This window comes from Streptomyces araujoniae (assembly GCF_050871195.1).
Lineage (GTDB): Bacteria > Actinomycetota > Actinomycetes > Streptomycetales > Streptomycetaceae > Streptomyces > Streptomyces bacillaris.
On record NZ_CP194070.1, the window covers coordinates 4,872,338 to 4,896,219 of the forward strand.

General features: G+C 73.0%; 24 protein-coding genes and 1 pseudogene. 18 read left to right on the top strand and 7 right to left on the bottom strand.

Translation table 11 applies throughout. The annotated features are described in order from the left end of the window. Nucleotides 1–57: 57 nt before the first annotated feature. From alr to ACQ9ZG_RS21070, 4 genes and pseudogenes are all read left to right on the top strand, one after another. Nucleotides 58–1,200, top strand: a pseudogene (gene alr, locus ACQ9ZG_RS21055) (alanine racemase); the annotation flags it as partial. A 322-nt stretch (nt 1,201–1,522) separates the two neighbouring features. After that, complete coding sequence (locus ACQ9ZG_RS21060; RefSeq protein ID WP_499281064.1) at nt 1,523–2,773, top strand: alpha/beta fold hydrolase; 1,251 nt, start codon at nt 1,523–1,525, stop codon at nt 2,771–2,773. Further along, entirely contained in the window at nt 2,739–3,338 is a 600-nt protein-coding gene (gene tsaE, locus ACQ9ZG_RS21065) for a tRNA (adenosine(37)-N6)-threonylcarbamoyltransferase complex ATPase subunit type 1 TsaE (RefSeq protein ID WP_109914134.1), read from the top strand. The genes ACQ9ZG_RS21060 and tsaE overlap by 35 nt, the downstream gene beginning before the upstream one ends. A 141-nt stretch (nt 3,339–3,479) precedes the next feature. Next, a complete protein-coding gene (locus ACQ9ZG_RS21070; RefSeq protein ID WP_499281066.1) occupies nt 3,480–3,689 on the top strand; it encodes a hypothetical protein in 210 nt (69 codons plus the stop codon). Nucleotides 3,690–3,787: 98 nt separating this feature from the next. On the opposite strand, the gene ACQ9ZG_RS21075 is transcribed toward ACQ9ZG_RS21070, so the two are convergent. After that, the gene (locus ACQ9ZG_RS21075; protein ID WP_109914514.1) at nt 3,788–4,339 is read right to left on the bottom strand and encodes a hypothetical protein; all 552 of its coding nucleotides are present in this window, start codon (nt 4,337–4,339) and stop codon (nt 3,788–3,790) included. Nucleotides 4,340–4,566: 227 nt separating this feature from the next. Between ACQ9ZG_RS21075 and tsaB the strand changes: the two genes are divergently transcribed. From tsaB to ACQ9ZG_RS21095, 4 genes are read left to right on the top strand one after another with little or no spacing between them, the layout of a single operon-like run. Next, the gene (tsaB, locus tag ACQ9ZG_RS21080; protein WP_499281626.1) at nt 4,567–5,217 is read left to right on the top strand and encodes a tRNA (adenosine(37)-N6)-threonylcarbamoyltransferase complex dimerization subunit type 1 TsaB; all 651 of its coding nucleotides are present in this window, start codon (nt 4,567–4,569) and stop codon (nt 5,215–5,217) included. Beyond that, the gene (gene rimI / locus ACQ9ZG_RS21085; RefSeq protein WP_019762529.1) at nt 5,214–5,729 is read left to right on the top strand and encodes a ribosomal protein S18-alanine N-acetyltransferase; all 516 of its coding nucleotides are present in this window, start codon (nt 5,214–5,216) and stop codon (nt 5,727–5,729) included. Before tsaB ends, rimI begins: the two co-directional genes overlap by 4 nt. Next, nucleotides 5,729–6,859 (top strand): tRNA (adenosine(37)-N6)-threonylcarbamoyltransferase complex transferase subunit TsaD, encoded by a 1,131-nt coding sequence (gene tsaD / locus ACQ9ZG_RS21090; protein WP_109917160.1) that lies wholly within the window; start codon nt 5,729–5,731, stop codon nt 6,857–6,859. Before rimI ends, tsaD begins: the two co-directional genes overlap by 1 nt. Continuing rightward, nucleotides 6,856–7,128 (top strand): hypothetical protein, encoded by a 273-nt coding sequence (locus tag ACQ9ZG_RS21095; RefSeq protein WP_109917158.1) that lies wholly within the window; start codon nt 6,856–6,858, stop codon nt 7,126–7,128. Before tsaD ends, ACQ9ZG_RS21095 begins: the two co-directional genes overlap by 4 nt. Nucleotides 7,129–7,162: 34 nt before the next feature. Here ACQ9ZG_RS21095 and ACQ9ZG_RS21100 read toward each other — a convergent pair whose 3' ends face one another. Continuing rightward, complete coding sequence (locus tag ACQ9ZG_RS21100; RefSeq protein ID WP_109917159.1) at nt 7,163–7,948, bottom strand: TetR/AcrR family transcriptional regulator; 786 nt, start codon at nt 7,946–7,948, stop codon at nt 7,163–7,165. Between the two features lie 107 nt (nt 7,949–8,055). On the opposite strand from ACQ9ZG_RS21100, the gene ACQ9ZG_RS21105 reads away from it, so the two are divergent. Both ACQ9ZG_RS21105 and ACQ9ZG_RS21110 read left to right on the top strand, forming a co-directional pair. Further along, nucleotides 8,056–9,540, top strand: a complete 1,485-nt coding sequence (locus ACQ9ZG_RS21105) for an MFS transporter (RefSeq protein WP_499281067.1) — start codon at nt 8,056–8,058, stop codon at nt 9,538–9,540. A gap of 89 nt (nt 9,541–9,629) precedes the next feature. After that, on the top strand, nt 9,630–10,103 hold the full coding sequence (locus tag ACQ9ZG_RS21110) for a VOC family protein (protein WP_018490858.1): 474 nt from the start codon (nt 9,630–9,632) through the stop codon (nt 10,101–10,103). A 164-nt stretch (nt 10,104–10,267) separates the two neighbouring features. Here the strand turns inward: ACQ9ZG_RS21110 and ACQ9ZG_RS21115 are convergent, their stop codons facing one another. Further along, entirely contained in the window at nt 10,268–11,491 is a 1,224-nt protein-coding gene (locus tag ACQ9ZG_RS21115; RefSeq protein ID WP_084992808.1) for a THUMP-like domain-containing protein, read from the bottom strand. Nucleotides 11,492–11,620: 129 nt separating this feature from the next. Here ACQ9ZG_RS21115 and ACQ9ZG_RS21120 point away from each other — a divergent pair, with 129 nt between their 5' ends. The 3 genes from ACQ9ZG_RS21120 to groL all read left to right on the top strand — a co-directional run bounded on the left by ACQ9ZG_RS21120 (nt 11,621) and on the right by groL (nt 15,096). Beyond that, complete coding sequence (locus tag ACQ9ZG_RS21120) at nt 11,621–12,595, top strand: polysaccharide deacetylase family protein (protein ID WP_078562536.1); 975 nt, start codon at nt 11,621–11,623, stop codon at nt 12,593–12,595. A 467-nt stretch (nt 12,596–13,062) separates the two neighbouring features. Beyond that, nucleotides 13,063–13,371: a co-chaperone GroES gene (gene groES / locus ACQ9ZG_RS21125; RefSeq protein WP_003966899.1), complete on the top strand. Its 309-nt coding sequence runs from the start codon at nt 13,063–13,065 to the stop codon at nt 13,369–13,371. A 99-nt stretch (nt 13,372–13,470) separates the two neighbouring features. Next, nucleotides 13,471–15,096, top strand: a complete 1,626-nt coding sequence (gene groL, locus ACQ9ZG_RS21130; protein ID WP_109914043.1) for a chaperonin GroEL — start codon at nt 13,471–13,473, stop codon at nt 15,094–15,096. An 87-nt stretch (nt 15,097–15,183) separates the two neighbouring features. Here the strand turns inward: groL and ACQ9ZG_RS21135 are convergent, their stop codons facing one another. Further along, nucleotides 15,184–15,957 carry an SDR family NAD(P)-dependent oxidoreductase gene (locus tag ACQ9ZG_RS21135; protein ID WP_028416654.1) on the bottom strand — a complete coding sequence of 258 codons (774 nt, stop codon included), beginning with the start codon at nt 15,955–15,957 and terminating at the stop codon, nt 15,184–15,186. Nucleotides 15,958–15,967: 10 nt separating this feature from the next. Continuing rightward, nucleotides 15,968–16,660, bottom strand: a complete 693-nt coding sequence (locus ACQ9ZG_RS21140; protein ID WP_109914046.1) for an MOSC domain-containing protein — start codon at nt 16,658–16,660, stop codon at nt 15,968–15,970. 81 nt (nt 16,661–16,741) lie between these two features. Between ACQ9ZG_RS21140 and ACQ9ZG_RS21145 the strand changes: the two genes are divergently transcribed. Then, on the top strand, nt 16,742–17,632 hold the full coding sequence (locus tag ACQ9ZG_RS21145; RefSeq protein WP_109914042.1) for a LysR family transcriptional regulator: 891 nt from the start codon (nt 16,742–16,744) through the stop codon (nt 17,630–17,632). Between the two features lie 100 nt (nt 17,633–17,732). Here the strand turns inward: ACQ9ZG_RS21145 and ACQ9ZG_RS21150 are convergent, their stop codons facing one another. Further along, nucleotides 17,733–18,074, bottom strand: a complete 342-nt coding sequence (locus ACQ9ZG_RS21150) for a WhiB family transcriptional regulator (protein ID WP_026238029.1) — start codon at nt 18,072–18,074, stop codon at nt 17,733–17,735. A gap of 450 nt (nt 18,075–18,524) precedes the next feature. Here ACQ9ZG_RS21150 and ACQ9ZG_RS21155 point away from each other — a divergent pair, with 450 nt between their 5' ends. The 4 genes from ACQ9ZG_RS21155 (at nt 18,525) to ACQ9ZG_RS21170 (ending at nt 23,068) form a co-directional block, all read left to right on the top strand. Continuing rightward, complete coding sequence (locus tag ACQ9ZG_RS21155; protein ID WP_003948568.1) at nt 18,525–19,136, top strand: response regulator transcription factor; 612 nt, start codon at nt 18,525–18,527, stop codon at nt 19,134–19,136. A gap of 310 nt (nt 19,137–19,446) precedes the next feature. Then, complete coding sequence (locus ACQ9ZG_RS21160; protein ID WP_006126954.1) at nt 19,447–20,022, top strand: sigma-70 family RNA polymerase sigma factor; 576 nt, start codon at nt 19,447–19,449, stop codon at nt 20,020–20,022. A 150-nt stretch (nt 20,023–20,172) separates the two neighbouring features. Next, complete coding sequence (gene guaB / locus ACQ9ZG_RS21165; RefSeq protein WP_028416651.1) at nt 20,173–21,675, top strand: IMP dehydrogenase; 1,503 nt, start codon at nt 20,173–20,175, stop codon at nt 21,673–21,675. A gap of 268 nt (nt 21,676–21,943) precedes the next feature. Continuing rightward, on the top strand, nt 21,944–23,068 hold the full coding sequence (locus tag ACQ9ZG_RS21170) for a GuaB3 family IMP dehydrogenase-related protein (protein ID WP_018490868.1): 1,125 nt from the start codon (nt 21,944–21,946) through the stop codon (nt 23,066–23,068). A 73-nt stretch (nt 23,069–23,141) separates the two neighbouring features. Here the strand turns inward: ACQ9ZG_RS21170 and ACQ9ZG_RS21175 are convergent, their stop codons facing one another. After that, nucleotides 23,142–23,816, bottom strand: a complete 675-nt coding sequence (locus ACQ9ZG_RS21175; protein ID WP_028416650.1) for a hypothetical protein — start codon at nt 23,814–23,816, stop codon at nt 23,142–23,144. Nucleotides 23,817–23,882 lie beyond the last annotated feature (66 nt).

A 23,882-nucleotide genomic window follows, 5' to 3' on the forward strand; every position in this document is an offset into this window, starting at 1 on the left:
TGGATACCGGCGTGCGGTACCGGGGAGGCGACGGGCGCCTCTGAGACACTGGGCGCGATGAACGAGACAGCGTCCCTGAGAGCCCGTGCCGAGATCGACCTCGCCGCGCTGCGCGCCAACGTGCGTGCCCTGCGCGAGCGTGCGGCCGGGGCGCAGCTCATGGCCGTGGTGAAGTCCGACGGGTACGGGCACGGGGCCGTGCCGTGCGCGCGGGCCGCCCGGGAGGCCGGGGCCACCTGGCTCGGCACCGCCACCCCGCACGAGGCCCTCGCCCTGCGGGCCGCCGGGCTCGACGGCCGCATCATGTGCTGGCTCTGGACGCCGGGCGGGCCCTGGCGCGAGGCGATCGAGGCCGGCATCGACGTGTCGGTGAGCGCCCTGTGGTCGCTGCGCGAGGCCGTCGCCGGGGCCGCTGCCGCCGGTCGCCCGGCCCGCGTCCAGCTCAAGGCCGACACCGGGCTCGGGCGGGCCGGCTGCCAGCCCGCCGACTGGCCGGAACTCGTCGCCGAGGCCCGCGCCGCCGAGCAGACGGGCACCATCCGGATCACCGGCCTCTGGTCCCACCTCGCCTGCGCCGACGAGCCCGGCCACCCCTCCATCGCCGCCCAGCTCTCCGTGTTCCGGGACATGGTCGCGTACGCCGAGAAGGAGGGCGTCGACCCCGAGGTGCGCCACCTCGCCAACTCCCCGGCCACGCTGACGCTCCCCGAGACCCACTTCGATCTGGTGCGGACCGGCATCGCGATGTACGGCATCTCGCCCGCCCCCGAGCTGGGCACCCCCGCCGAGCTGGGGCTCCGCCCGGTGATGACCCTCGCCGCCGCCGTCGCCCTGGTGAAGGACGTCCCCGCCGGGCACGGCGTCAGCTACGGCCACCACTACGCCACCGCCGCCGAGACGACGCTCGGCCTGATCCCCGTCGGCTACGCGGACGGCATCCCGCGCCACGCCTCGGGCCGGGGCCCCGTCCTGGTGGGCGGCCGGGTCCGTACGGCGGCGGGCCGCGTCGCCATGGACCAGTTCGTCGTCGACCTCGGCGGCGACCGCCCCGAACCGGGCGCCGAGGCCCTGCTCTTCGGCCCGGGCGACCGGGGCGAGCCGAGCGTGGAGGACTGGGCGGTGGCCGCCGACACGATCGGGTACGAGATCGTCACCCGGATCGGGACGCGGGTCCCGAGGGTGTACGTGAACGAGTCGGCCGGGGCGACGGGGGAGCTGGACGGGGTGGCGGCGGAGTACGTGAACGGCGCGAGCGTGGACGGCACGGCGGCCGGGCCCGGGATCGGGGCGGCCGCGACCGTGCGCGGCACGGCGGGCGAGGCCGCGGGCGGGACGGCCGGAACCGCGAGCAGGGCGGCCGGAACCGTGGGCGGGACGGCCGGGCACGTGAACGGCACGGCGGTCGCGGCCACGGCCGGGACGGCCGCCCGCATGAGCGGCGGCACGGCGGCCGGGCCCGCCCACGGAACGGCCCCCGCCGTGCCCACGACCGCCGACCCGACCCGAGCGGAGGCCCGGCGCGGTGAGTGACAGCAGCGCCGGGGCGGCGGCGGGGGACGTCGTGGCGGCGGCCGCGAGCACGGCGGCCGGGTGGCGGCGGGCGGGTGTCGCCGGGGCCGCCATAGGGGTGCTCGCCGCGGGCGCGGCGGCCGGGGTCGCCGTGGAGCGGCTCACCGTCGGGCGCGGGATGCGCAAGAAGGCCCGCCTCGCGCTGGACGCCACCGGACCGTACGGCTCCCTGCGCGGTACCCCGGGCCGGGCGGTCGCCGACGACGGCACGGAGCTGTACTACGAGGTCGACGAGGCCGAGCCCGCGCAGCCGGAAGCCGGGACCGGTCCCGGTGGCAGCCGCCGCCGTCGGCTCTTCGGGCGCAAGGCCCCCGCCCCCGTCACCGTCGTCTTCAGCCACGGCTACTGCCTCGGCCAGGACTCCTGGCACTTCCAGCGCGCCGCCCTGCGCGGCCTCGTCCGTACCGTCCACTGGGACCAGCGCAGCCACGGCCACTCCGAGCGCGGCCGGGCCCAGGCGGACGGCGTGGCGCTCGGCATCGACCAGCTCGGCCGCGATCTGAAGGCCGTCATCGACGCGGCGGTCCCCGAGGGGCGGATCGTGCTCGTCGGCCACTCCATGGGCGGCATGACGGTGATGGCGCTGGCCGACCAGTACCCGGACCTCATCCGCGACCGGGTCGCCGCCGTCGCCCTCGTCGGCACCTCCAGCGGCAGGCTCGGCGAGGTGAACTTCGGGCTGCCGGTGGCGGGTGTGCGGGCGGTGCGCCGGGTGCTGCCGGGGGTGCTGCGGGCGCTGGGCACCCAGGCGGAGCTGGTGGAGAAGGGGCGCCGGGCCACGGCGGACCTCTTCGCGGGGCTGATCAAGCGGTACTCGTTCAGCTCGCGGGACGTGGACCCGGCGGTGGCCCGGTTCGCGGAGCGGCTGATCGAGTCGACCCCGATCGACGTGGTGGCCGAGTTCTACCCGGCCTTCACCGAGCACGACAAGAGCGGTGCGCTGCCCGTCTTCCGGGATCTGCCGGTGCTGATCCTGGCGGGGGAGAAGGATCTGGTCACCCCCAGCTCGCACAGCGAGGCCATCGCGGACGTGCTGCCGGACGCCGAGCTGGTCCTGGTCCCGGACGCCGGGCACCTGGTGATGCTGGAGCACCCGGAGACGGTCACCGACCGGCTGGCCGACCTGCTCGTACGCGCCGGAGCGGTGGCTGCCGCTAACGTTGGCGAGCATGGAAGCACCGCACAGCAGCCCGGCCGTCGATAGCACGGGGAAGCCCGTCACCGGCCCCGGAACGTCCGGCCCCGGGACGCCCGTCACCGGCCCCGGCGTCGCCCCCGGCCCCGGAACGGCCGTCACCGTCACGCTCACCGTCGAGTCCCCCGAACAGATGCAGGATCTGGGCCGCCGCCTCGCCCGGGTCCTCGCCCCCGGCGACCTGGTGATGCTCACGGGCGAGCTGGGCGCCGGGAAGACGACGCTCACGCGGGGGCTCGGGGAGGGCCTCGGCGTGCGGGGGGCGGTCACCTCGCCCACCTTCGTCATCGCCCGCGTCCACCCCTCGCTGGTCCAGGGGCCCGCCCTGGTCCACGTGGACGCGTACCGCCTGGGCGGCGGGCTCGACGAGATGGAGGACCTGGACCTCGACGTCTCGCTCCCGGAGTCGGTGGTGGTCGTGGAGTGGGGCGACGGCAAGGTGGAGGAGCTGTCCGAGGACCGGCTCCGTGTGCTCATCTACCGCGCCACCGGCGACACGGACGACGAGCGGCGCGAGGTGACCCTGATGGGCATCGGCCCGCGCTGGGCGGGGCTGCGGGACGAACTGGCGTAACGCCCGCCCCGCACGGAGGTCGCTTTCCCGACGGGCTGTCGGTAAATTGTTGCGTACGGGACCGTGGTCGTGGTCACATGGGTACGAGACCTGGTTAGGTCTGCCTAACCACGACCTCCACCGGAACCCCAGGAGGCATCCATGCCGACGCCCGAGCGCGCGGAGCGGCCGCCCCGGCAGCAGCCGACCCCGTCCGACCTGTCGATGAAGGACCTGCTGGCCTCGTGCGCCGCGGCCACCGCCGTCTCCACTCCGCCGCCGAGCGAGCCCGAGACGGCGGCCGGCGGAGCGGACGGGGGCGGGGACGCGGAGAGCGGTCACGGAAGCGCCGTGCGCCGCCGGGCCGCGTAAGAAGGCGCCGGGCCGCGTGAGACGGTGCGGGACCGTGTGAGACGGCGGTGCCGGGCCGCGTAAGACGCCGCCGGGCCGCGTGACGGGCCGTCGCGGGCCTACGGGACCACGACCACCTTGGCGCCGACCGTCGCGAACGTCCACATCGCGTTGCCGTCCGCCCGCTTCATCCGGACGCCGCCGGTCTTCGACGTCGGGTCCGGGGGCTCCATCGAACCGTCCTGCGCCGCGCTGAACCCGACCGCGACGTCGTCGACGTTGGCGAAGCGCACCACGTGCTCGATGGGCACGCCGTCCGAGCCCTGGACCGTGCCCGAGCGCGAGGTGACCTGGTAGATGTCGGGCGGCGGGCTGACGGGGCTCGGCATCACCGTGAACGTACGGAGCGACGTGCCGTCCGCGTCCACCAGCCAGACCCGCCGGTCCTTCAGCGCGTAGACGACCCGCTCACCGGTGCCCGAGTCCGCCGGGACCGCCAGGGCGTCCTTCGTGGGCTTCGGCTTCGCGGTGGGCTGGGCGGAGGCCGGTGCGGATGCCGACGCCTTCGGCGTCGAGGAGGAGGACGCCACCGAATCGGGGGCATTCGCCGATGCCTGGTAGGCGAGGACGCCGACCACGACGATCGCCGCCGCAGTGAGCCCGGCCACCATTCCCGAGCTTCCCCTTGACACCGTGAACTCCCCTTTCGCCCGCCGCCTGCGGGAGTCGTACGACCGTTGCCGGACGGTTGCCGCGCCGACGTTGTCGTACAAGCTTTTACGTCGTACCCGCGGATACCCGGTGACGGTAGCAGCAGGCGGCGGGCGGGCCGGGACGCCGTACGGGCGCCGTACCGCCGTCGGCGGAGCCGTAGGCTGTTTGCGTGCTCTTGCTCGCCATGGATACCGCCACCCCCGCCGTCACCGTCGCCCTGCACGACGGCACGTCCGTCGTCGCCTCCTCCGGCCAGGTCGACGCCCGCCGCCACGGCGAACTGCTGCTGCCCGCCGTCGACCGGGTCCTCGCCGAGGCCGACGTCAAGCTCGACGCCGTGACCGGCGTCGTCGTGGGCGTCGGCCCCGGCCCGTACACCGGGCTGCGGGTCGGCCTGGTCACCGCCGCCACCTTCGGCTCCGCCCTCGCCGTCCCCGTGCACGGCATCTGCACCCTGGACGGCCTCGCGTACGCCGCCGGGCAGGAGGGTGCGGTGGAGGGGCCCTTCGCCGTGGCGACCGACGCGCGGCGCAAGGAGGTGTACTGGGCGCGGTACGAGGACGCCCGCACCCGTACGGGTGAGCCCGCCGTCGACCGGCCCGCCGACATCGCCCGGGCGCTGGCCGGGCTCCCCGTCGTCGGCGCGGGCGCGGCCCTCTACCCGGAGGCCTTCCCGGACGCGCGCGGGCCCGAGCACGTGGCCGCCGGGGCGCTCGCCGCCCTCGCCGCCGAACGGCTGGCCGCCGGGCAGGAACTGCTGGAGCCGCAGCCGCTCTATCTGCGCCGGCCGGACGCCCAGGTGCCGAAGAACTACAAGGTGGTCACCCCCCAGTGAGCACCACCACCGCCGTGCTGCGCGAGATGCGCTGGTGGGACATCGCCCCGGTGCTGGAGCTGGAGCACGAGCTGTTCCCGGACGACGCCTGGTCGACCGGCATGTTCTGGTCCGAGCTGGCCCACGCCCGCGGCCCCGGCGCCACCCGCCACTACGTCGTCGCCGAGGAACCGGCCACCGGCCGGATCGTCGGCTACGCGGGGCTCGCCGCCCTCGGTGACCTCTCCGACGTCCAGACCATCGCGGTCAGCCGCGACGCCTGGGGCACCGGCCTCGGCGCCGAACTCCTCACCGACCTGCTGAAGGCCGCCACCGCCTTCGAGTGCGCCACCGTGCTCCTCGAAGTGCGCGTCGACAACGCCCGCGCGCAGCGGCTGTACGAGCGGTTCGGCTTCGAGCCGATCGGCTTCCGGCGCGGCTACTACCAGCCGGGCAACATCGACGCGCTCGTCATGCGCCTCACCATGCAAGAACACGTAGCGGACAACGCACCGGAGACCGGGACTGAATGATGGCTGCCGACGAACCCCTCGTACTCGGCATCGAGACCTCCTGCGACGAGACCGGCGTCGGCATCGTGCGCGGGACCACCCTGCTCGCGGACGCCGTCGCCTCCAGCGTCGACACCCATGCCCGCTTCGGCGGCGTCGTCCCGGAGATCGCCTCGCGCGCCCACCTGGAGGCGATGGTCCCCACCATCGAGCGCGCCCTGAAGCAGGCCGGGGTCAGCGCTCGTGACCTCGACGGGATCGCGGTCACCTCTGGCCCCGGGCTCGCGGGGGCGCTGCTGGTCGGCGTCTCGGCCGCGAAGGCGTACGCGTACGCCCTGGACAAGCCGCTCTACGGGGTCAACCACCTGGCCTCCCACATCTGCGTCGACCAGCTGGAGCACGGCCCGCTGCCCGAGCCGACCATGGCGCTCCTGGTCAGCGGCGGCCACTCCTCGCTCCTGCTGGCCCCCGACATCACCGCCGACGTCCGCCCGCTCGGGGCGACCATCGACGACGCGGCGGGCGAGGCGTTCGACAAGATCGCCCGGGTGCTGGACCTCGGCTTCCCCGGCGGCCCGGTCATCGACCGCCTGGCGCGCGAGGGCGACCCGAAGGCCATCGCGTTCCCGCGCGGGCTGACCGGTCCGCGCGACGCCCCGTACGACTTCTCCTTCTCCGGCCTGAAGACCTCGGTCGCCCGCTGGATCGAGGCGAAGCGGGCGGCGGGCGAGGAGGTGCCCGTACGGGACGTGGCGGCGTCCTTCCAGGAGGCCGTGGTGGACGTGCTGACCCGGAAGGCCGTGCGGGCCTGCAAGGACGAGGGCGTCGACCACCTGATGATCGGCGGCGGGGTGGCGGCCAACTCCCGGCTCCGCGCGCTGGCGCGGGAGCGGTGCGAGCGGGCGGGCATCCGGCTGCGGGTGCCGCGGCCGGGGCTCTGCACGGACAACGGCGCGATGGTCGCGGCGCTCGGCGCGGAGATGGTGGCCCGCAACCGGCGCCCCTCCGACCTGGAGCTGTCGGCGGACTCCTCGCTGCCGGTGACGGAGCCGCACGTTCCGGGTGCGCAGCACGGGCACGGCCACTCCCACGGCAGCTCTCACGACCACGACCACGTGCACGAGATCAGCAAGGACAACCTGTACTCATGAGCGGCGGCGCGACCATCGTCCTGATGTGGGAGGCCCGGGCCGTGGAGGGCCGTGGCGGCGAACTCCTGGAGTGGGCCCGCGCCCGGTCCACGGAGCTGGCGCGCGAGCCCGCCCGCCGCGAACTCCTGCGCGCCCCGCAGGACCGGGTGCTGGTCATGACGTGGTGGGAGGACGCCTCGTACGCCGACGACCTCCCCGAACTCCCCGAGCCCGACGCCGCCGTGATCACCCGGCCGGTGCACCGGTGGAGGTTCGAGGCGGTGGGGTGAGCGGTGGCCTTCGACCGGAAAGCCGCTCTGCCCCTCAGCCGCTCTGCCCCTCGCCCCTCGGCTGATCAGCCCCTCGTCCCGGGCCGGCCGAGCCGTGCCCCCGGCTGATCAGGCCCTTCACGATGGCGTCCAGCTCGGCCGCGACCTCGTAGTCGGCGGCGTACTCCCGCCAGTGATCCTTGACCTCGGTCAGCCGGGGCAGCTCCGCCGTGTCCTTCTCCGTGATCATCTCCGGGAAGAACTCCCGGCGTGAGGGCTGCTCCGCCCGGCGGGCCGCGGCCCGCCGGAAGACCAGGTCGCCGTAGACGTAACTCCAGATCGTCCGGTAGGCGCGCACCGAGCCGGCCGGGGAGAGCCCGCAGGCGAGGGCGCAGTCGACGATCTCCTCCACCATCCACAGGGCGTGGCGGTCGGTCAGCTCGCCCAGGGCCAGGATGTCCAGCACCCAGGGGATCTCGCCGATGATGTCGTGCATGTGCACGGCCACCGCGACCAGCCGTTCGCGCGGGTCCTCGGGCAGCTCGGGGCGCGGGAAGGCGGCGGCGGTGCCGGAGAGGGTGAGCATCAGCAGCTCGTCCTTGTCCTGCACGTAGTGGTACAGCGCCATCGGCGTGCTGCCCAGCTCCTTCGCCACCCGCCGCATGGACAGGGCCGCCACGCCCTCCTCCTCGACGATGCGGCGCGCGGTGGCGACCATCACGTCCGGGTCCAGCCTGCGGGGGCGGCCCACCGGCTTCTTCGCCCCGGGCTTCTCGGCCTTCCCCGGCTTCTCGGCTTTCCCGGGCTTCCCGGGTTTCTTGGTCTTCTCGCTGCCTGACACCTGGGCATTCTCCCCTTCCGGGTCGTCCTCGGTACCGGCGGGTTTATTTTCTATACGTGTATGGTAATTCTCGGTCGCAGGGGATCGGCGAAGGGGAGGGGCGGGGCATGGAGCACAAGGTGGCCGGCGGGGGCGGGGCGGAACCGTACGCACGGCATGCCCGGTGGCTGCTGGTGGGGGCGCTCACCGTGCAGTTCCTGGTGTCGCTGGACATGTCCGTGGTCAACGTGGCGCTGCCCGACATCCGCGGCGACCTCGGCTTCGGCCCGGACGGGCTGCTCTGGGTGGTGAACGCGTACGCCCTCGCCTTCGGCGGCCTCCTCCTGCTCGGCGGGCGCCTCGCCGACCTGGCGGGACCGCGCCGCGTGCTCACCGCCGGGCTGGTCCTCTTCGGCCTCGCCAGCCTGGCCGGGGGCCTCGCCTGGTCGCCCGGGTCGCTGGTCGCGGCGCGCGCGGTCCAGGGCGTCGGCGCGGCGGCCCTCGCACCGGTGGCGTTCGCCCTGATCACCCTCGCCTTCCCGGCCGGGCCCGCCCGCTCCCGGGCGCTCGGGCTCTGGGGCATGGCGGGCGCGGCGGGCGGCGCGGTGGGGGTGCTGGCGGGCGGTGTGCTCACCGATCTGGCGGGGTGGCGGGCCGTGATGCTCGTCAACGTGCCGATCGTGGCCTTCGCCCTGGCCGCCGCCGCACGCACCGGCCCGGTCGGCCGGCAGCGGAGGTCCGGCGCCCGGCTGGACCTCGCCGGGGCGCTCCTGGCCACGGCCGGGACGACCCTGCTGGTCCTCGGGCTCGTACGGGCCTCGGACGACGGCTGGGGCTCGGCCGTCACGCTTGCCACGCTCGGCGCGGCGGTGGCCCTGCTGGCCGCGTTCGTCGCCGTCGAACTCCGTACGCCCTCGCCCCTGCTCCGGCCCGGCCTGCTGCGGGGGCGGCCGGTGCTCACCGCCAACCTGTTCTGCCTGCTGCTGGCCTCGGCCCAGTTCGGCGCGTTCTTCTTCGTCTCGCTCTACCTGCAACTGGTCCTCGGCTACGGGGCGACCGCCACCGGGTTCGCGTTCCTGCCGTTCTGCGCGGGTGTCGTCGCGGGCTCGATCCTCGCCACCCGCGCGGTCGCGGTGCTCGGCATCCGCCGCCTGATGACCGTGGGCGGGGCGCTGGCGGCGCTCGGGATGGGCTGGTTCGCGGCGGCCGCCACCGTCGACGGCTCCTTCCTCGCCTCGATCCTCGGCCCGTCGCTGCTCTGCTCGCTCGGCATCGGGCTCTGCTTCGTCCCGCTCGGCACGGCCGCCACCACCGACGTGGTGCCGGGCGAGACCGGGATGGCGTCGGGGCTGCTCAACAGCTCACGCCAGGTCGGCGGGTCGCTCGGCCTCGCGGTCCTGGTCACCGTCGCCGCGCAGGTCACGGGCGGCGCGACCGGGCGCGGTGCGCTCTCCTCGGGGTACGCGGCCGCGTTCTGGGTCGCGGCCGGGCTCCTGGCGGCCGCGGCACTGGCGGCGTACGTCCTGCTGCCGGGGGAGAGCCGGGCCGCGGGCGGCCCGGTGGCCGCCGGGCCGGTGGCATCGGAGAGTGAGGAGGGTGCGGCGGGCCGATGAGTTCGCGGGCCCGGGCCGGTCTACCCACCAAGAGGTTCGACACGGCATCCGCCCCGGACCCGGGGCGACCGGACGAGGAGACCACCGCCATGCAGAAGATCACCCCCTGTCTCTGGTACGACGGCCGGGCGAAGGAGGCCGCCGAGCACTACGTCGCGATCTTCGGAGGCGAGGCCGGCGACTCCCGCGTCCTGGACGTCACCCACTACGGCGAGGCGGGCCCCGGCCGGGCGGGGGACGTGCTGACCGTCAGCTTCCGGCTGGCGGGCCAGGAGTACATGGGCCTCAACGGCGGGCCGCAGTTCCCGTTCACCGAGGCCATTTCGCTCTCCGTGGACTGCGCCGACCAGGCCGAGGTGGACCGGCTCTGGGCCGCGCTCTCCGAGGGCGGCGAGGAGAGCCAGTGCGGCTGGCTCAAGGACCGCTACGGCGTCTCCTGGCAGATCGTCCCCCGCGAGCTGCCGGGACTGCTGGCCGACCCGGACCCGGCGAAGGCGGAACGGACGATGAAGGCGATGCTCGGGATGCGGAAGCTGGACATCCAGGCACTGCGGGACGCCTGAACAGGGCGGGCCGGGGGCCGGGGGCCGGGCGGGCCAGACGGACCGGGAGGGCTGGGCGGATCGGGCTGGCCGGGAAGGGCCGGCGGACCGGGCCGCCGGGAGGGCCGGGCGGACCGGACGGGCCACACGGATCGGGTGGGCCGGGAAGGGCAGGCGGACCCGGCTCACCCCAGCGGACGGCCGATCAGCATCGTCGGCGCCCCCGCCACGCGGGTGAGGAACACCGTCGCCGCGTGCGGTCCGGCGAGCTTCATCCGGCGGCGCAACTCCTCCGGTTCGACCGCCGAGCCGCGCTTCTTGACGGTCAGTACGCCCACCTCGCGCTCCCGCAGCAGCGCCTTGAGCCGCTTCATGTTGAACGGCAGCTGGTCGGTGATCTCGTACCCGGCGACGTACGGGGAGGAGTACGGCGCATCGCTCGTGACGTACGCGATCGTCTCGTCCACCAGCCGCCCGCCGCACCGCTCCACGATGTCCGCGACCAGATGCGCCCGGATCACCGCCCCGTCCGGCTCGTACAGATAGCGCCCGACCGGGCCCACCGGCGGGGCGGGCAGCGGGGCCGGGGCGGTGAGGGCGGCCCCGGACGGCAGCAGGGTGGCCCGGAACGAGCCGGGCGCGATGCCCTCGCCGTACCAGAGCACCGCCTCCTTCACATCGCCCCCGTCCGAGATCCACTCCGCCTCGGCCTCCGGCCCGATCGCCTCGTGCGGGATGCCGGGCGCGATCTTCAGCGCCGCGCGCGGGGCCTTCAGCGCGGCGGCCGTGGCCCAGGAGAGCGGCGGCGAGTACGCCTCCGGGTCGAAGATCCTGCCGCGTCCGCCCCGCCGGGCCGGGTCCACGAAGACGGCGTCGTACGGGGAGGTGTCGATCTCCGTCACGTCGGCGCACCGCACCTCGATCAGCGCGGCGAGACCGAGGGCCGCCGCGTTGGCGCGGGCCACCTCGGCGGTGAGCGGGTCGCGGTCCACGGCGAGCACGGAGATCCCGGCGCGGGCCAGGGCGACGGCGTCGCCGCCGATGCCGCAGCACAGGTCCGCCACGCTCCGCACGCCGAGCGCGGCGAACCGGGCGGCGCGGTGTTCCGCCACCGAGGTGCGGGTGGCCTGCTCGACGCCGTTGGGCGTGAAGTACATCCGGTACGCGTCCTCGGCCCCGAACTTCGCCACCGCCCGCTGCCGCAGCCGCGCCTGCCCCAGGGCGGCCGACACCAGCTCCGCCGGGTGCGTGCGGCGCAGCCGGGTCGCGGTGGCCAGCTCGTCGGCCGGGTCGTGGTCGCGCAGCTCGGCCAGCAGGTGTTCGCCCTCGGGGGTGCGCAGGGCGGCGAAGGCGGCGCGCGCGGGGTCGCCGGCCGGGGTGGCGGGGGTGGTTGCGTTCACCCGGTCCATTGTGGCCGGTGCGCGGAGGCGGGCCGGTACGGGCCGGTGCGGGCCCCTGTCCGCCGGTCGGGCGACGGGTCCGGCCCCCTCGCGGTGTCGGGGAGGGAGGAGCGCGGGCGGCTGGCAGGATGCGGCGCCATGCAACTAGTACGACAAAAGGGAAAATCACCCGCGAAGCGGCACTCGTCCACGGGACGGCACCGGCCGGTCTCCGCCGTGCTGGCCGCCCTCCTGGCCGCCACCGTCACCTCGGCCTGCGCGGCGGCGACGGCCGACGGCGGCACGGGGGCCCCGGACGGTCCGGCCAAGCCCGCCGCCGGGCAGCAGGGCGAGGCCGCCCAGCAGGCCGGACCGGCCCGCGCCCTGGACACGTACGCCGAGGAGCTGAAGCGGAAGCAGGCCGCACGGGCCCTCGCCGCGAAGAAGTGGGGGCTGGCCAAGACCCCGCTCACCGCCCCCGAGCCCCCCGAGGTGAAGCCGCGCATCACCACCCGCAAGGGGTTCGAGGTCCGGGACGGGGAGGGGCTGCCGCCCGTCTTCACCACCGTCCCCACCAAGGAGAAGATCGTCTTCCTCACCATGGACGACGGGGCGGAGAAGGATCCCGCGCTGCTGCGGATGATGACCGAACTGGACATCCCGTACAGCGCGTTCCTCAGTGACTACGTCACCAACGACGACTACGGCTACTTCAGGCAGATGCAGAAGCGCGGGGTGGCCATCAGCAACCACACGCTCAACCACCGCTATCTGCCCGGCCTCTCCTACGCCGAGCAGAAGCGGGAGATCTGCGGCCAGCAGGAGAAGATCCTCAAGCAGTACGGGAAGCGGCCCACCCTCTTCCGTCCGCCCTACGGCAACTACAACCGCGACACCCTCGTCGTCGCCAAGTCCTGCGGCATCACCGCCGTACCGCTCTGGTCCGCCGAGGCCTTCGCCGACCGCATGGAGTGGCGCGAGTGGGACCGGGACCTGCACCCGGGCGACATCGTCCTCACGCACTTCCGGGGCAAGGGGGACTGGAAGGGGACCATGCCCGACATGATCCGGCTGGTCATGAAGACCATCACGGACAAGGGGTACGCGGTGGCGAAGCTGGAGGACTACGTCTGACCCGACGCCCTCCCCGTACGCCCCGGATGCGCGCGCGGCCCGCGCCGCGCGCGCATCCGTCGTCCGCCCTCGTCCGCCCTCCCCGCCCCGCCCGTCGCCCCTCGCCACGCACGTCGTCCCCGGCCTGCCCCACCCGCCGTCCCCGGCCGTCCCCCGCCGTCCCGTCGTCGTCTCCGCCGTACGGAACACCGCGCTCCGCCCCCGCGTTGTCCGGACGGTGGCCCCATGGAGCCCCCGGTCGAGCGTCGGTCGAGTCCCGACAGGGGCGGCGCGAGGGTGGTGAATTGGCACTCCGCTTGACCGAGTGCTAATCGCGGTCATAGTCTCGGGTCTGGCACTCCCCCCTGGAGAGTGCCAGCACCACACTGTGCGACAGGGCAGGTCCGGCACCCGCGACGACGGATCGGTCTGGTCGCCGCCCACCGACTGCTAAACCCCGTGAGATCTCCGAAGGGGGAGACCGGATCGTGTCGACCACCAGCTCCAAGGTTGCGATCAAGCCGCTCGAGGACCGCATTGTGGTCCAGCCGCTCGACGCCGAGCAGACCACCGCTTCCGGCCTGGTCATTCCGGACACCGCGAAGGAGAAGCCCCAGGAGGGCGTCGTCCTCGCCGTGGGCCCGGGCCGCTTCGAGAACGGCGAGCGTCTTCCGCTCGACGTCAAGACCGGCGACGTCGTCCTGTACAGCAAGTACGGCGGCACCGAGGTGAAGTACAACGGCGAGGAGTACCTCGTCCTCTCGGCCCGCGACGTCCTCGCGATCGTCGAGAAGTAATTCACCCACGTCTGCTTGTGTTCTGCGCCCCTGGCCCCCTGCGACATCACTAGCCGGGCGGCGAGGGGCGCAGTTCGTTTTGAGAGGGAAGTACAGCCCATGGCGAAGATCCTGAAGTTCGACGAGGACGCCCGTCGCGCCCTTGAGCGCGGCGTCAACAAGCTTGCCGACACGGTCAAGGTGACGATCGGCCCCAAGGGCCGCAACGTCGTCATCGACAAGAAGTTCGGTGCCCCCACCATCACCAACGACGGTGTCACCATCGCGCGCGAGGTCGAGCTGGACGACCCGTACGAGAACCTCGGTGCCCAGCTCGTCAAGGAGGTGGCGACCAAGACCAACGACGTAGCGGGTGACGGCACCACCACCGCGACCGTCCTGGCCCAGGCGCTCGTCCGCGAGGGTCTGCGCAACGTCGCCGCCGGCGCCTCCCCGGCCGCCCTGAAGAAGGGCATCGACGCCGCCGTCAAGGCCGTCTCCGAGGAGCTGCTCGCCACGGCCCGCCCGATCGACGACAAGGCCGACATCGCCGCCGTCGCCGCGCTCTCCGCCCAGGACCCGCAGGTCGGCGAGCTGATCGCGGACGCGATGGACAAGGTCGGCAAGGACGGTGTCATCACCGTCGAGGAGTCCAACACCTTCGGTCTGGACCTGGAGTTCACCGAGGGCATGGCCTTCGACAAGGGCTACCTGTCCCCGTACATGGTGACCGACCAGGAGCGTATGGAGGCCGTCCTCGACGACCCGTACATCCTGATCCACCAGGGCAAGATCGGCGCCATTCAGGAGCTGCTCCCGCTGCTGGAGAAGGTCATCCAGTCCGGTGGCTCCAAGCCGCTCCTGATCATCGCCGAGGACGTCGAGGGCGAGGCGCTCTCCACCCTCGTCGTCAACAAGATCCGCGGCACCTTCAACGCCGTCGCGGTGAAGGCTCCGGGCTTCGGCGACCGCCGCAAGGCCATGCTCGGTGACATCGCCACCCTCACCGGTGCGACCGTCATCGCCGAGGAGGTCGGCCTCAAGCTCGACCAGGCCGGTCTGGACGTGCTCGGCACCGCCCGCCGCGTCACCGTCTCCAAGGACGACACGACCATCGTCGACGGCGGCGGCAACCCCGACGACGTCAAGGGCCGCGTCAACCAGATCAAGGCCGAGATCGAGTCCACGGACTCCGACTGGGACCGCGAGAAGCTCCAGGAGCGCCTCGCGAAGCTGGCCGGCGGCGTGTGCGTCATCCGGGTCGGCGCCGCCACCGAGGTGGAGCTCAAGGAGAAGAAGCACCGTCTTGAGGACGCCATCTCCGCCACCCGCGCCGCGGTCGAGGAGGGCATCGTCTCCGGCGGTGGCTCCTCCCTCGTCCACGCCGTGAAGGTCCTGGACGGCAACCTCGGCAAGACCGGCGACGAGGCCACCGGTGTCGCGGTCGTCCGCCGCGCCGCCGTCGAGCCGCTGCGCTGGATCGCGGAGAACGCCGGCCTGGAGGGCTACGTCATCACCTCCAAGGTCTCCGAGCTGGACAAGGGCCAGGGCTTCAACGCCGCCACCGGCGAGTACGGCGACCTGGTCAAGGCCGGCGTCATCGACCCGGTCAAGGTCACCCGCTCCGCCCTGGAGAACGCCGCGTCCATCGCGTCGCTGCTGCTCACGACCGAGACCCTGGTCGTCGAGAAGCCGGCCGAGGAAGAGGCCGACGCCGGTCACGGCGGCCACGGCCACTCCCACTAGTACCCGCCGGTACGTCCGAGGCCCGGTGCCCCCGTCGCGGGGGCACCGGGCCTCGGTGCGTCCGGAGCCGGGCGGCCCCGGACCGGGCTACTGCGGCCCGTACTTGCGTCCCGTACGCGAGGTCACCCCGCCCAGCAGACCGCGCGGCGTCACCTTCACCAGCCCCATCAGTGCCTTGTAGCGCGGGTCCGGGATCGACACCGACTTCCCCCGGGCCAGGTCCGCCAGGGCCGAGGCCACCAGCTTGTCAGCGTCCAGCCACATCCACCCCGGGATGTTGTCCGTGCCCATCCCGGCCCGCTCGTGGAACTCCGTACGGACGAAGCCCGGGCAGAGCGCCATCAGCCGCACCCCCGAACCGGCCAGGTCCTTCGCCGCGCCCTGGGTGAACTGCACGACCCACGCCTTCGACGCCCCGTACGTCCCGCGCGGCACGAACGCCGCCACGGACGCCACGTTGACCACCGCGCCCCGGCCGCGCTCCTTCATGCCCGAAGTGGCCGCCGAGGTCAGCCGCAGCACCGCCTCGCAGTGCACCTTCAGCATCGTCAGCTCATCGGCCATGGACACTTCCAGGTAGCGCCCCTTGTTGCCGAAGCCGGCGTTGTTGACCAGCAGATCGACCGGGTGCGTCCGGTCCGCGAGCCGCTTCTCGACCGCCTCGATCCCGCCGTCCGTGGCCAGGTCCGCGCGGAGCACCTCGGCCTCGATGCCGTGCCGGTCGTGCAGTTCGGTGGCCTGCTCGCGCAGGCGTGCGGTGTCCCGTGCCACCAGCACCAGGTTGTGCCCCTGGGCCGCGAGCCGTCGCGCGAACGCAGCCCCGATACCCGCCGTCGCGCCCGTGATCAGTGCAGTCGTCATACGCGGCACGTTAGTGCCCCGCGCCCGCCTCCCGGCCACCGGCCGCCGCCATGTACGCCCGGGCCTTGCGCAGCGCCTCCGGGTGCAGGGCCGACCCGGCGGCCAGCAGGGAGGGCAGCAGGGCGCGCTCCGTCGTGACGGCCCGGAACTGGAGCGAGGCGGTGACCCGGTGGTCCGGGCGGTGGACGATCTCGACGGGGTCCCCGGCCCGGATCGTGCCCGGCTCGACCACCCGGAGATAGGCGCCGGTGACGGCCTCCTCGGTGAACCGCCGGATCCACTTCTCCTCCGCGACGTGGTCCGCGAACGTCCGGCACGGGATGCGGCCGGAGGTCACCTCCAGGAGCAGCTCGTCCCCCACCCGCCAGCGCTCCCCGATCAGCGCCCCGCTCACATCGACCCCGGCGGTGGTGAGGTTCTCGCCGAACGCCCCGTTGGCCAGCTCCCGGCCGCCCAGCAGCCGCTGCCAGGTGTCCAGCTCCTCCCGGGCGAAGGCGTACACGGCCTGGTCGCTGCCGCCGTGGTGGCGCAGATCGCAGACCGCGTCACCGGCGAGCCCGCTGCCGCCGACCCCCTTGGCGCCGGGATCGGTGACGTGCACGCCCCCCTCGACGGGCCGCTTGTCGATCCCGGTCAGACCGCCGGGGCCACCGGCAGACGGGGACGGGGTGGGGCGGCCGACATTCACGCTCAGCAATCTCATGAGGGTCACGCTAACGGCTCAAACCTCAAAGATATACGCGATTAGTTGGCCCATCATCCAAGTATCTCTTATGGTGGAGGGGTGATCGAAGCCCGCCACCTCCGCGTCCTGCGCGCCGTCGCCACCACCGGCTCGTTCTCCGCCGCCGCCCGTGAACTCGGCTGCACCCAGCCCGCGGTGAGCCAGCAGATGAAGGCCCTGGAGTCCTCCGCCGGCACCACCCTGCTCATCCGCACCGGGCGCGAGATGCGCCTCACCCAGGCCGGTGAGGCGCTCGTCCGGCACGCCTCCGGCATCCTCGCCGGGCTGACCGCGGCCGAGGAGGAGGTCGCCGCCATCGCCGGACTGCGGGCCGGCCGGGTCCGGCTCGTCTCCTTCCCGAGTGGCAGCTCCACCCTGGTGCCCGGCGCGCTGGCGGCCCTGCGCGCCGAGCATCCCGGGACCCGGGTCTCGCTGGTGGAGGCCGAGCCGCCGCGCTCGGTGGACCTGCTGCGCGACGGCGACTGCGACATCGCGCTGGCCTTCCGGTACGGCGCCTCCGGCGGTGAGTGGGACGACCTGGTGGTGCGGCCGCTGCTCACCGACCGGCTGATCGGCCTGGTCCCGGAGGGGCACCGGCTGGCCGGAGCGCCGGAGGTCTCCATCGGCGAGCTGGCGGACGAGTCGTGGATCGCGGGCTGCCCGCGCTGCCGCCGTCAGCTGGTGGAGGTGTGCGAGGCGTCCGGGTTCACCCCCCGGATCGACTTCGCCACCGACGACTACCCGGCGGTGATGGGCCTGGTGGGGGCCGGGCTCGGGGTGGCGGTCCTGCCGGAGCTGGCGGTGGAGTCGGTACGGCCCAAGGGGGCGCGGACCGTCCCGGTGGCGCCCGCGATCGAGCGGGAGATCGTGGCGCTCACCCTGCCGGACCTGGCCCGGGTCCCGGCGGTCGCGGCCACCCTGGACCAGCTGTCCCTGGCGGCCGCCCGCTGAGGAGCCCGGCTCCGTACGCGGCGGAGTCGGGGCCGTCCTCCGGAGGCCGTGGGGGCGATATTGGGGAAACGTTTCTGCGTTCGATCGCGGCCGTCGGGTGTCAGGTCGGGCGGGAACCCGTGGTGGCCGTGGTGGCGCCCGAGGGCGCGGCGGTGATCAGCCGGGTTCTGGCCCGGCCCATCAGCTCTTCGCGCTCGTCCTCGGTCAGGCCGCCCCACACCCCGTAGGGCTCCCGTACGGCCAGGGCGTGGGCGGCGCACTCGGCGCGTACCGGGCACCGCATGCAGACCTCCTTCGCCGAGGTCTCGCGAGCGCTGCGGGCGGCGCCGCGCTCACCCTCTGGGTGGAAGAACAGGGAGCTGTCGACGCCTCGGCAGGCGGCGAGCAACTGCCAGTCCCACAGGTCTGCGTTGGGTCCGGGAAGGCGGGAGAAATCTGCCATTGCTTGTCCCCTCGAAGCCGTGCTGCGTCGGAAGCGGCATCCTCGACCGCCGGTTCACCGGCGGTCCGTGATCGGCGATCGTCATCTTCGGTGACCTGAGTCTCGACCGTACATCTGTGGTGCTAGTAGATGTAAATATGACTGTTTGCGAATCTAGCCACAGACACCCTCAAAAGGGAAGAAATCTCGCCAAATAGGGCAAGCCAGGGAGTGAAGATTCGGTTGACGGGTGAATCACCCGCGTCGTTCTCCTCTGTATGCGGGCCCTCACGTAGAGTGCCGAACCCGAAGGTCGGACCCGTAACTCTTTCGAGTGACCGTCGTTAAGAGGGTGGATGCGGTTGACGGAGAACCGGCTCGGGCACATGTCCGAAGGGGTCGACCGCACAGGTGACGACTTGTATCAGCCTGGAGGCTCAAGGTGACGCGCATCAGCTGCGGAGGACAGTCATGACATCCGTCCTCGTCTGCGACGACTCCCCGCTTGCCCGAGAAGCGCTCCGTCGCGCGGTGGCCACCGTGCCCGGTGTCGAGCGCGTGACCACGGCGGCCAACGGCGAGGAAGTCCTCCGCCGCTGGGGGGCCGACCGTTCGGATCTGATTCTGATGGACGTACGCATGCCCGGTCTGGGGGGTGTGGAGACGGTCCGGCGGCTGCTCTCCGCCGACCCCGGCGCCCGGATCATCATGCTGACCGTCGCCGAGGACCTGGACGGTGTCGCGCTCGCGGTCGCCGCCGGCGCCCGCGGCTATCTGCACAAGGACGCCTCCCGCGCCGAGCTGCGGGCCACCGTCACCCAGGCGCTGGCCGACCCGACGTGGCGGCTCGCCCCGCGCCGGCTCCGCTCCGCCGAGATGGGGGCCGCCCCCACGCTCACCGCGCGGGAGATCCAGGTGCTCGAAGGCATGAGCCACGGCCGCTCCAACGCGGAGATCGGCCGCGAGCTGTTCCTCTCCGAGGACACGGTCAAGACCCACGCCCGGCGGCTCTTCAAGAAGCTCGGGGCCTCGGACCGCGCCCACGCGGTGGCCCTGGGATTCCGCTGGGGTCTGGTCCGCTGACGCCCGGCCCGGACCGCTCCCGTCCGCAGACCGGCGGACGGGCGGACGGGACGGGTCACCGGCGGTGCACCCCGCCTCCGGGCGCGGCGGTCCACCGCGGATCCGGGTGGAGCCGACGGCGCCATGTGACGCTTCCCGGCCGATGACGCATCCTTGAGTCGTGGAGTTCCTCAGGAACGGTAGGGACGATTCGGTCGAGCGGAAGGGGAGGGCGCAGGACATGACATCCGGCGCACCCGCTCATAACGCTTCGGTGCACAACTCGGGACGCGATGGAGCGGACCGTACGGCACCGAGGCACCATGGTCCGATGCGCGACGACGAAACCACGGTGATCGGTGCCCTCGTGCACCGGGCCGTGGACGGCGACGCGCAGGCCACCCACGATCTGCTGGCCCATGTCCACCCCCTCGCCCTGCGCTACTGCCGCTCCCGGCTGAACCGGCTGCCCGGTGACGCTCGCCACTTCGTGGAGGACCTCGCGCAGGAGGTCTGCGTCGCCGTGCTGATGGCGCTGCCCCGCTACAAGGACACCGGAAGGCCCTTCGAGGCCTTCGTCTTCGCCATCGCCGGCCACAAGGTCGCCGACCTCCAGCGGGCCGCGATGCGCCACCCCGGCTCGACCGCCGTCCCCTCCGACGAGATGCCCGAGCGGCCCGACGACTCCCTCGGCCCGGAGGAGCGCGCCCTGCTCAGCAGCGATGCCGCCTGGGCGAAGAAGCTTCTGGCCAACCTTCCGGAGAGCCAGCGCGAACTGCTGGTCCTGCGGGTCGCGGTCGGGCTCACCGCCGAGGAGACCGGCCGGATGCTCGGGATGTCCCCGGGCGCGGTGCGGGTCGCCCAGCACCGCGCGCTCAGCCGGCTGCGGGCGCTGGCCGAGCAGTAGGGCGGGGGTGCCCGGGCGTTCCGGGGACGGGTGCGGGCGTTCCGTAGGAAACTACAGAACGCCCAAGTGATCTTGATCGTGGAATGAGACACCCGTGGAGCCCGTTAGCATGGACATCCGCACCGATCAAGACCATTTGGGGAAGGTGTCATGACTGCAAACGTCGACGGAGTGCCCGAGAAGTTCGCGACGCTCGGGCTGACATACGACGACGTGCTGCTGCTGCCGGGCGCGTCCGAGGTGCTGCCCAACGCGGTCGACACCTCGTCGCTCATCTCGCGCAACGTGCGGGTGAACATCCCCATGCTGTCGGCCGCCATGGACAAGGTGACCGAGTCCCGGATGGCCATCGCCATGGCCCGCCAGGGCGGCGTCGGCGTACTGCACCGCAACCTCTCGATCGAGGACCAGGTCAACCAGGTCGACCTGGTCAAACGGTCCGAGTCCGGGATGGTCACCGACCCCATCACCGTGCACCCCGACGCCAGCCTCGCCGAGGCGGACGCGCTCTGCGCCAAGTTCCGCATCAGCGGCGTGCCCGTCACCGATGGCTCCGGCAAGCTCCTCGGCATCGTGACCAACCGGGACATGGCCTTCGAGTCCGACCGCTCGCGCCAGGTGCGCGAGGTCATGACGCCGATGCCGCTCGTCACCGGCAAGGTCGGCATCTCCGGCGTGGAGGCCATGGAGCTGCTGCGCCGCCACAAGATCGAGAAGCTGCCGCTGGTCGACGAGGCCGGGATTCTCAAGGGCCTCATCACGGTCAAGGACTTCAAGAAGGCCGAGCAGTACCCGAACGCGGCCAAGGACGCCGAGGGCCGCCTCCTCGTCGGCGCTGCCGTCGGCGCCAGCCCCGAGGCGCTGGACCGTGCCCAGGCGCTCGCCGCCGCCGGGGTCGACTTCCTCATCGTCGACACCTCGCACGGCCACAACAGCAACGCCCTCGACTGGATGGCGAAGATCAAGTCGAGCGTCTCCATCGACGTCATCGGCGGCAACGTCGCCACCCGCGACGGCGCCCAGGCGCTCATCGACGCCGGGGTCGACGGGGTCAAGGTCGGCGTCGGACCCGGCTCGATCTGCACCACCCGCGTGGTCGCCGGCATCGGCGTCCCGCAGGTCACCGCGATCTACGAGGCCGCGCTCGCCGCCCGGGCCGCGGGTGTCCCGGTCATCGGCGACGGCGGCCTCCAGTACTCCGGCGACATCGGCAAGGCGCTCGCCGCCGGTGCGGACACCGTGATGCTCGGCAGCCTTCTCGCCGGGTGCGAGGAGTCCCCGGGCGAGCTGATGTTCATCAACGGCAAGCAGTTCAAGTCGTACCGGGGCATGGGCTCGCTGGGCGCCATGCAGTCCCGCGGCCAGGGCCGGTCGTACTCCAAGGACCGCTACTTCCAGGCCGAGGTCGCCTCGGACGACAAGCTCGTCCCCGAGGGCATCGAGGGCCAGGTGCCCTACCGCGGCCCGCTGGCCAACGTCCTCCACCAGCTCGTCGGCGGCCTCCGCCAGACCATGGGCTACGTCGGTGCCGCGAGCGTCGACGAGATGGAGAGCAAGGGCCGGTTCGTCCGGATCACGTCGGCGGGGCTCAAGGAGAGCCACCCGCACGACATCCAGATGACGGTGGAAGCACCGAACTACAGCCGGAAGTAACGCATCGGCGCAGGTGAGGGGCGGACCGGAGTTCCCGGTACCGCCCCCAGGGCGCGCCCAGCGGATCAGGGCCGGGTCCGCGACGCCCGGCACGGCACCTCGCGGCGTTGCCGAAACGCCCGAATCGCTCCGCGATGAGGACGTTCCAGCGCCTTGCGATGCACCGCACCAGACGCCGCGGCCCTGACCGGCCCTGATCCGCCGGGCGCGCCCTGCCACGTGTCGGGGATACTGGTCAGCGCAGACGTAGAGGGAAAGGCCACACATCGTGACTGAGATCGAGATCGGGCGCGGCAAGCGCGGCCGCAGGGCGTACGCGTTCGACGACATCGCTGTCGTACCGAGCCGCCGCACCCGGGACCCGAAGGAGGTCTCGATCGCCTGGCAGATCGACGCCTACCGCTTCGAGCTGCCGTTCCTGGCCGCTCCCATGGACTCCGTGGTCTCCCCGCAGCACGCCATCCGCATCGGTGAGCTGGGCGGCCTGGGCGTCCTCAACCTGGAAGGGCTCTGGACCCGGCACGCCGACCCGCAGCCGCTGCTGGACGAGATCGCGGAGATGCCGGTCGAGACCGCGACCCGCCGGCTCCAGGAGATCTACTCCGCCCCCATCCAGGAGGAGCTGATCGGGCAGCGCATCAAGGAGGTGCGCGACTCCGGTGTCGTCACCGCCGCCGCGCTCTCCCCGCAGCGCACCGCCCAGTTCTCCAAGGCCGTCGTCGACGCGGGCGTGGACATCTTCGTCATCCGCGGTACGACGGTCTCCGCCGAGCACGTCTCGGGCGCCGCCGAGCCGCTCAACCTGAAGCAGTTCATCTACGAGCTGGACGTCCCGGTGATCGTCGGCGGCTGCGCCACCTACACCGCCGCCCTCCACCTGATGCGGACCGGCGCGGCCGGTGTCCTCGTCGGCTTCGGCGGCGGCGCCGCGCACACCACGCGCAACGTCTTCGGCATCCAGGTCCCGATGGCCACCGCCGTCGCGGACGTGGCCGGGGCCCGCCGGGACTACATGGACGAGTCCGGCGGCCGGTACGTGCACGTCATCGCGGACGGCGGCGTCGGCTGGTCCGGCGACCTGCCCAAGGCCATCGCCTGCGGTGCGGACGCCGTGATGATGGGCTCCCCGCTGGCCCGCGCCACGGACGCGCCCGGCCGGGGCCGCCACTGGGGCATGGAGGCCGTCCACGAGGACGTGCCGCGCGGCAAGCTGGTCGACCTGGGTTCGGTCGGGACGACGGAGGAGGTCCTCACCGGCCCCTCGCACACCCCGGACGGCTCGATGAACATCTTCGGCGCCCTGCGCCGCGCGATGGCCACCACCGGCTACAGCGACCTCAAGGAGTTCCAGCGCGTCGAGGTGACGGTGGCGGACTCCCAGCACCGCCGCTGACCGCTCGCAGCCGAACGGAAGGGCCCGTACCGCCGTCGCGGTACGGGCCCTTCCGCAGGTCGTAACGGGTGGGTCAGCTCGCCTTCTTGACGCCGCCGACCGCGGCGACCGCGCCGAGGGCGAGGAAGAGGTAGCGCATGAAGTCGGCCTCCTCCTTCCAGATGTTCGTCACGGTGTCGAAGTGGTCGAAGAACACCTCGGAGAACGGGACGTGGGCGACGTCCGCCATCACCATGGCGTAGCCGATCAGCTGGCCGAAGTAGACGCCGCCGACCGAGAAGACGGCGGACGCGGCGATGACCACCGGGTTGGCGCCGCCGAGCTTGCCCGCCGCGAAGCCGACGAGGAAGCCGACGCCGACCGCCGCGTAACCGAACTCGCGCTCGATCGAGCCGAGGAGCACGCCGTACAGGATGCCCGCGACGATCGCCGCGCCGAGCGCGACCAGCACGCCGACGGCCAGGTTGTTGCGGGCCGGGGGAGGGGGCGGGGCCGGGGCGAAGGGGGTGCCGCCGCCGAACGGGCCGGGCTGCCCCTGCTGGTCGGGGCCCGGCTGCCCGTGCGGTCCCGGCTGTCCGGCGAAGGGGTTGCCGGTGGGGGCACCGGCCGGGGGCTGCTGGCCGTACGGGTTGCCGGGAGCGGCGGGGGGCTGCTCACCGTAGGGGGTGCCGGTCGGAGCGGCCGCGTACGGATTGCCCTCGACGGGGCCGCCGGGATAGGGCTGCTGGGGCTGGTTCGGCGGCTGCACAGGCTGGCTCACGGTGGGTCTCCCCCTGGGGCGAAATGCGCAGGCACGCGTACGTGACGCGAACAT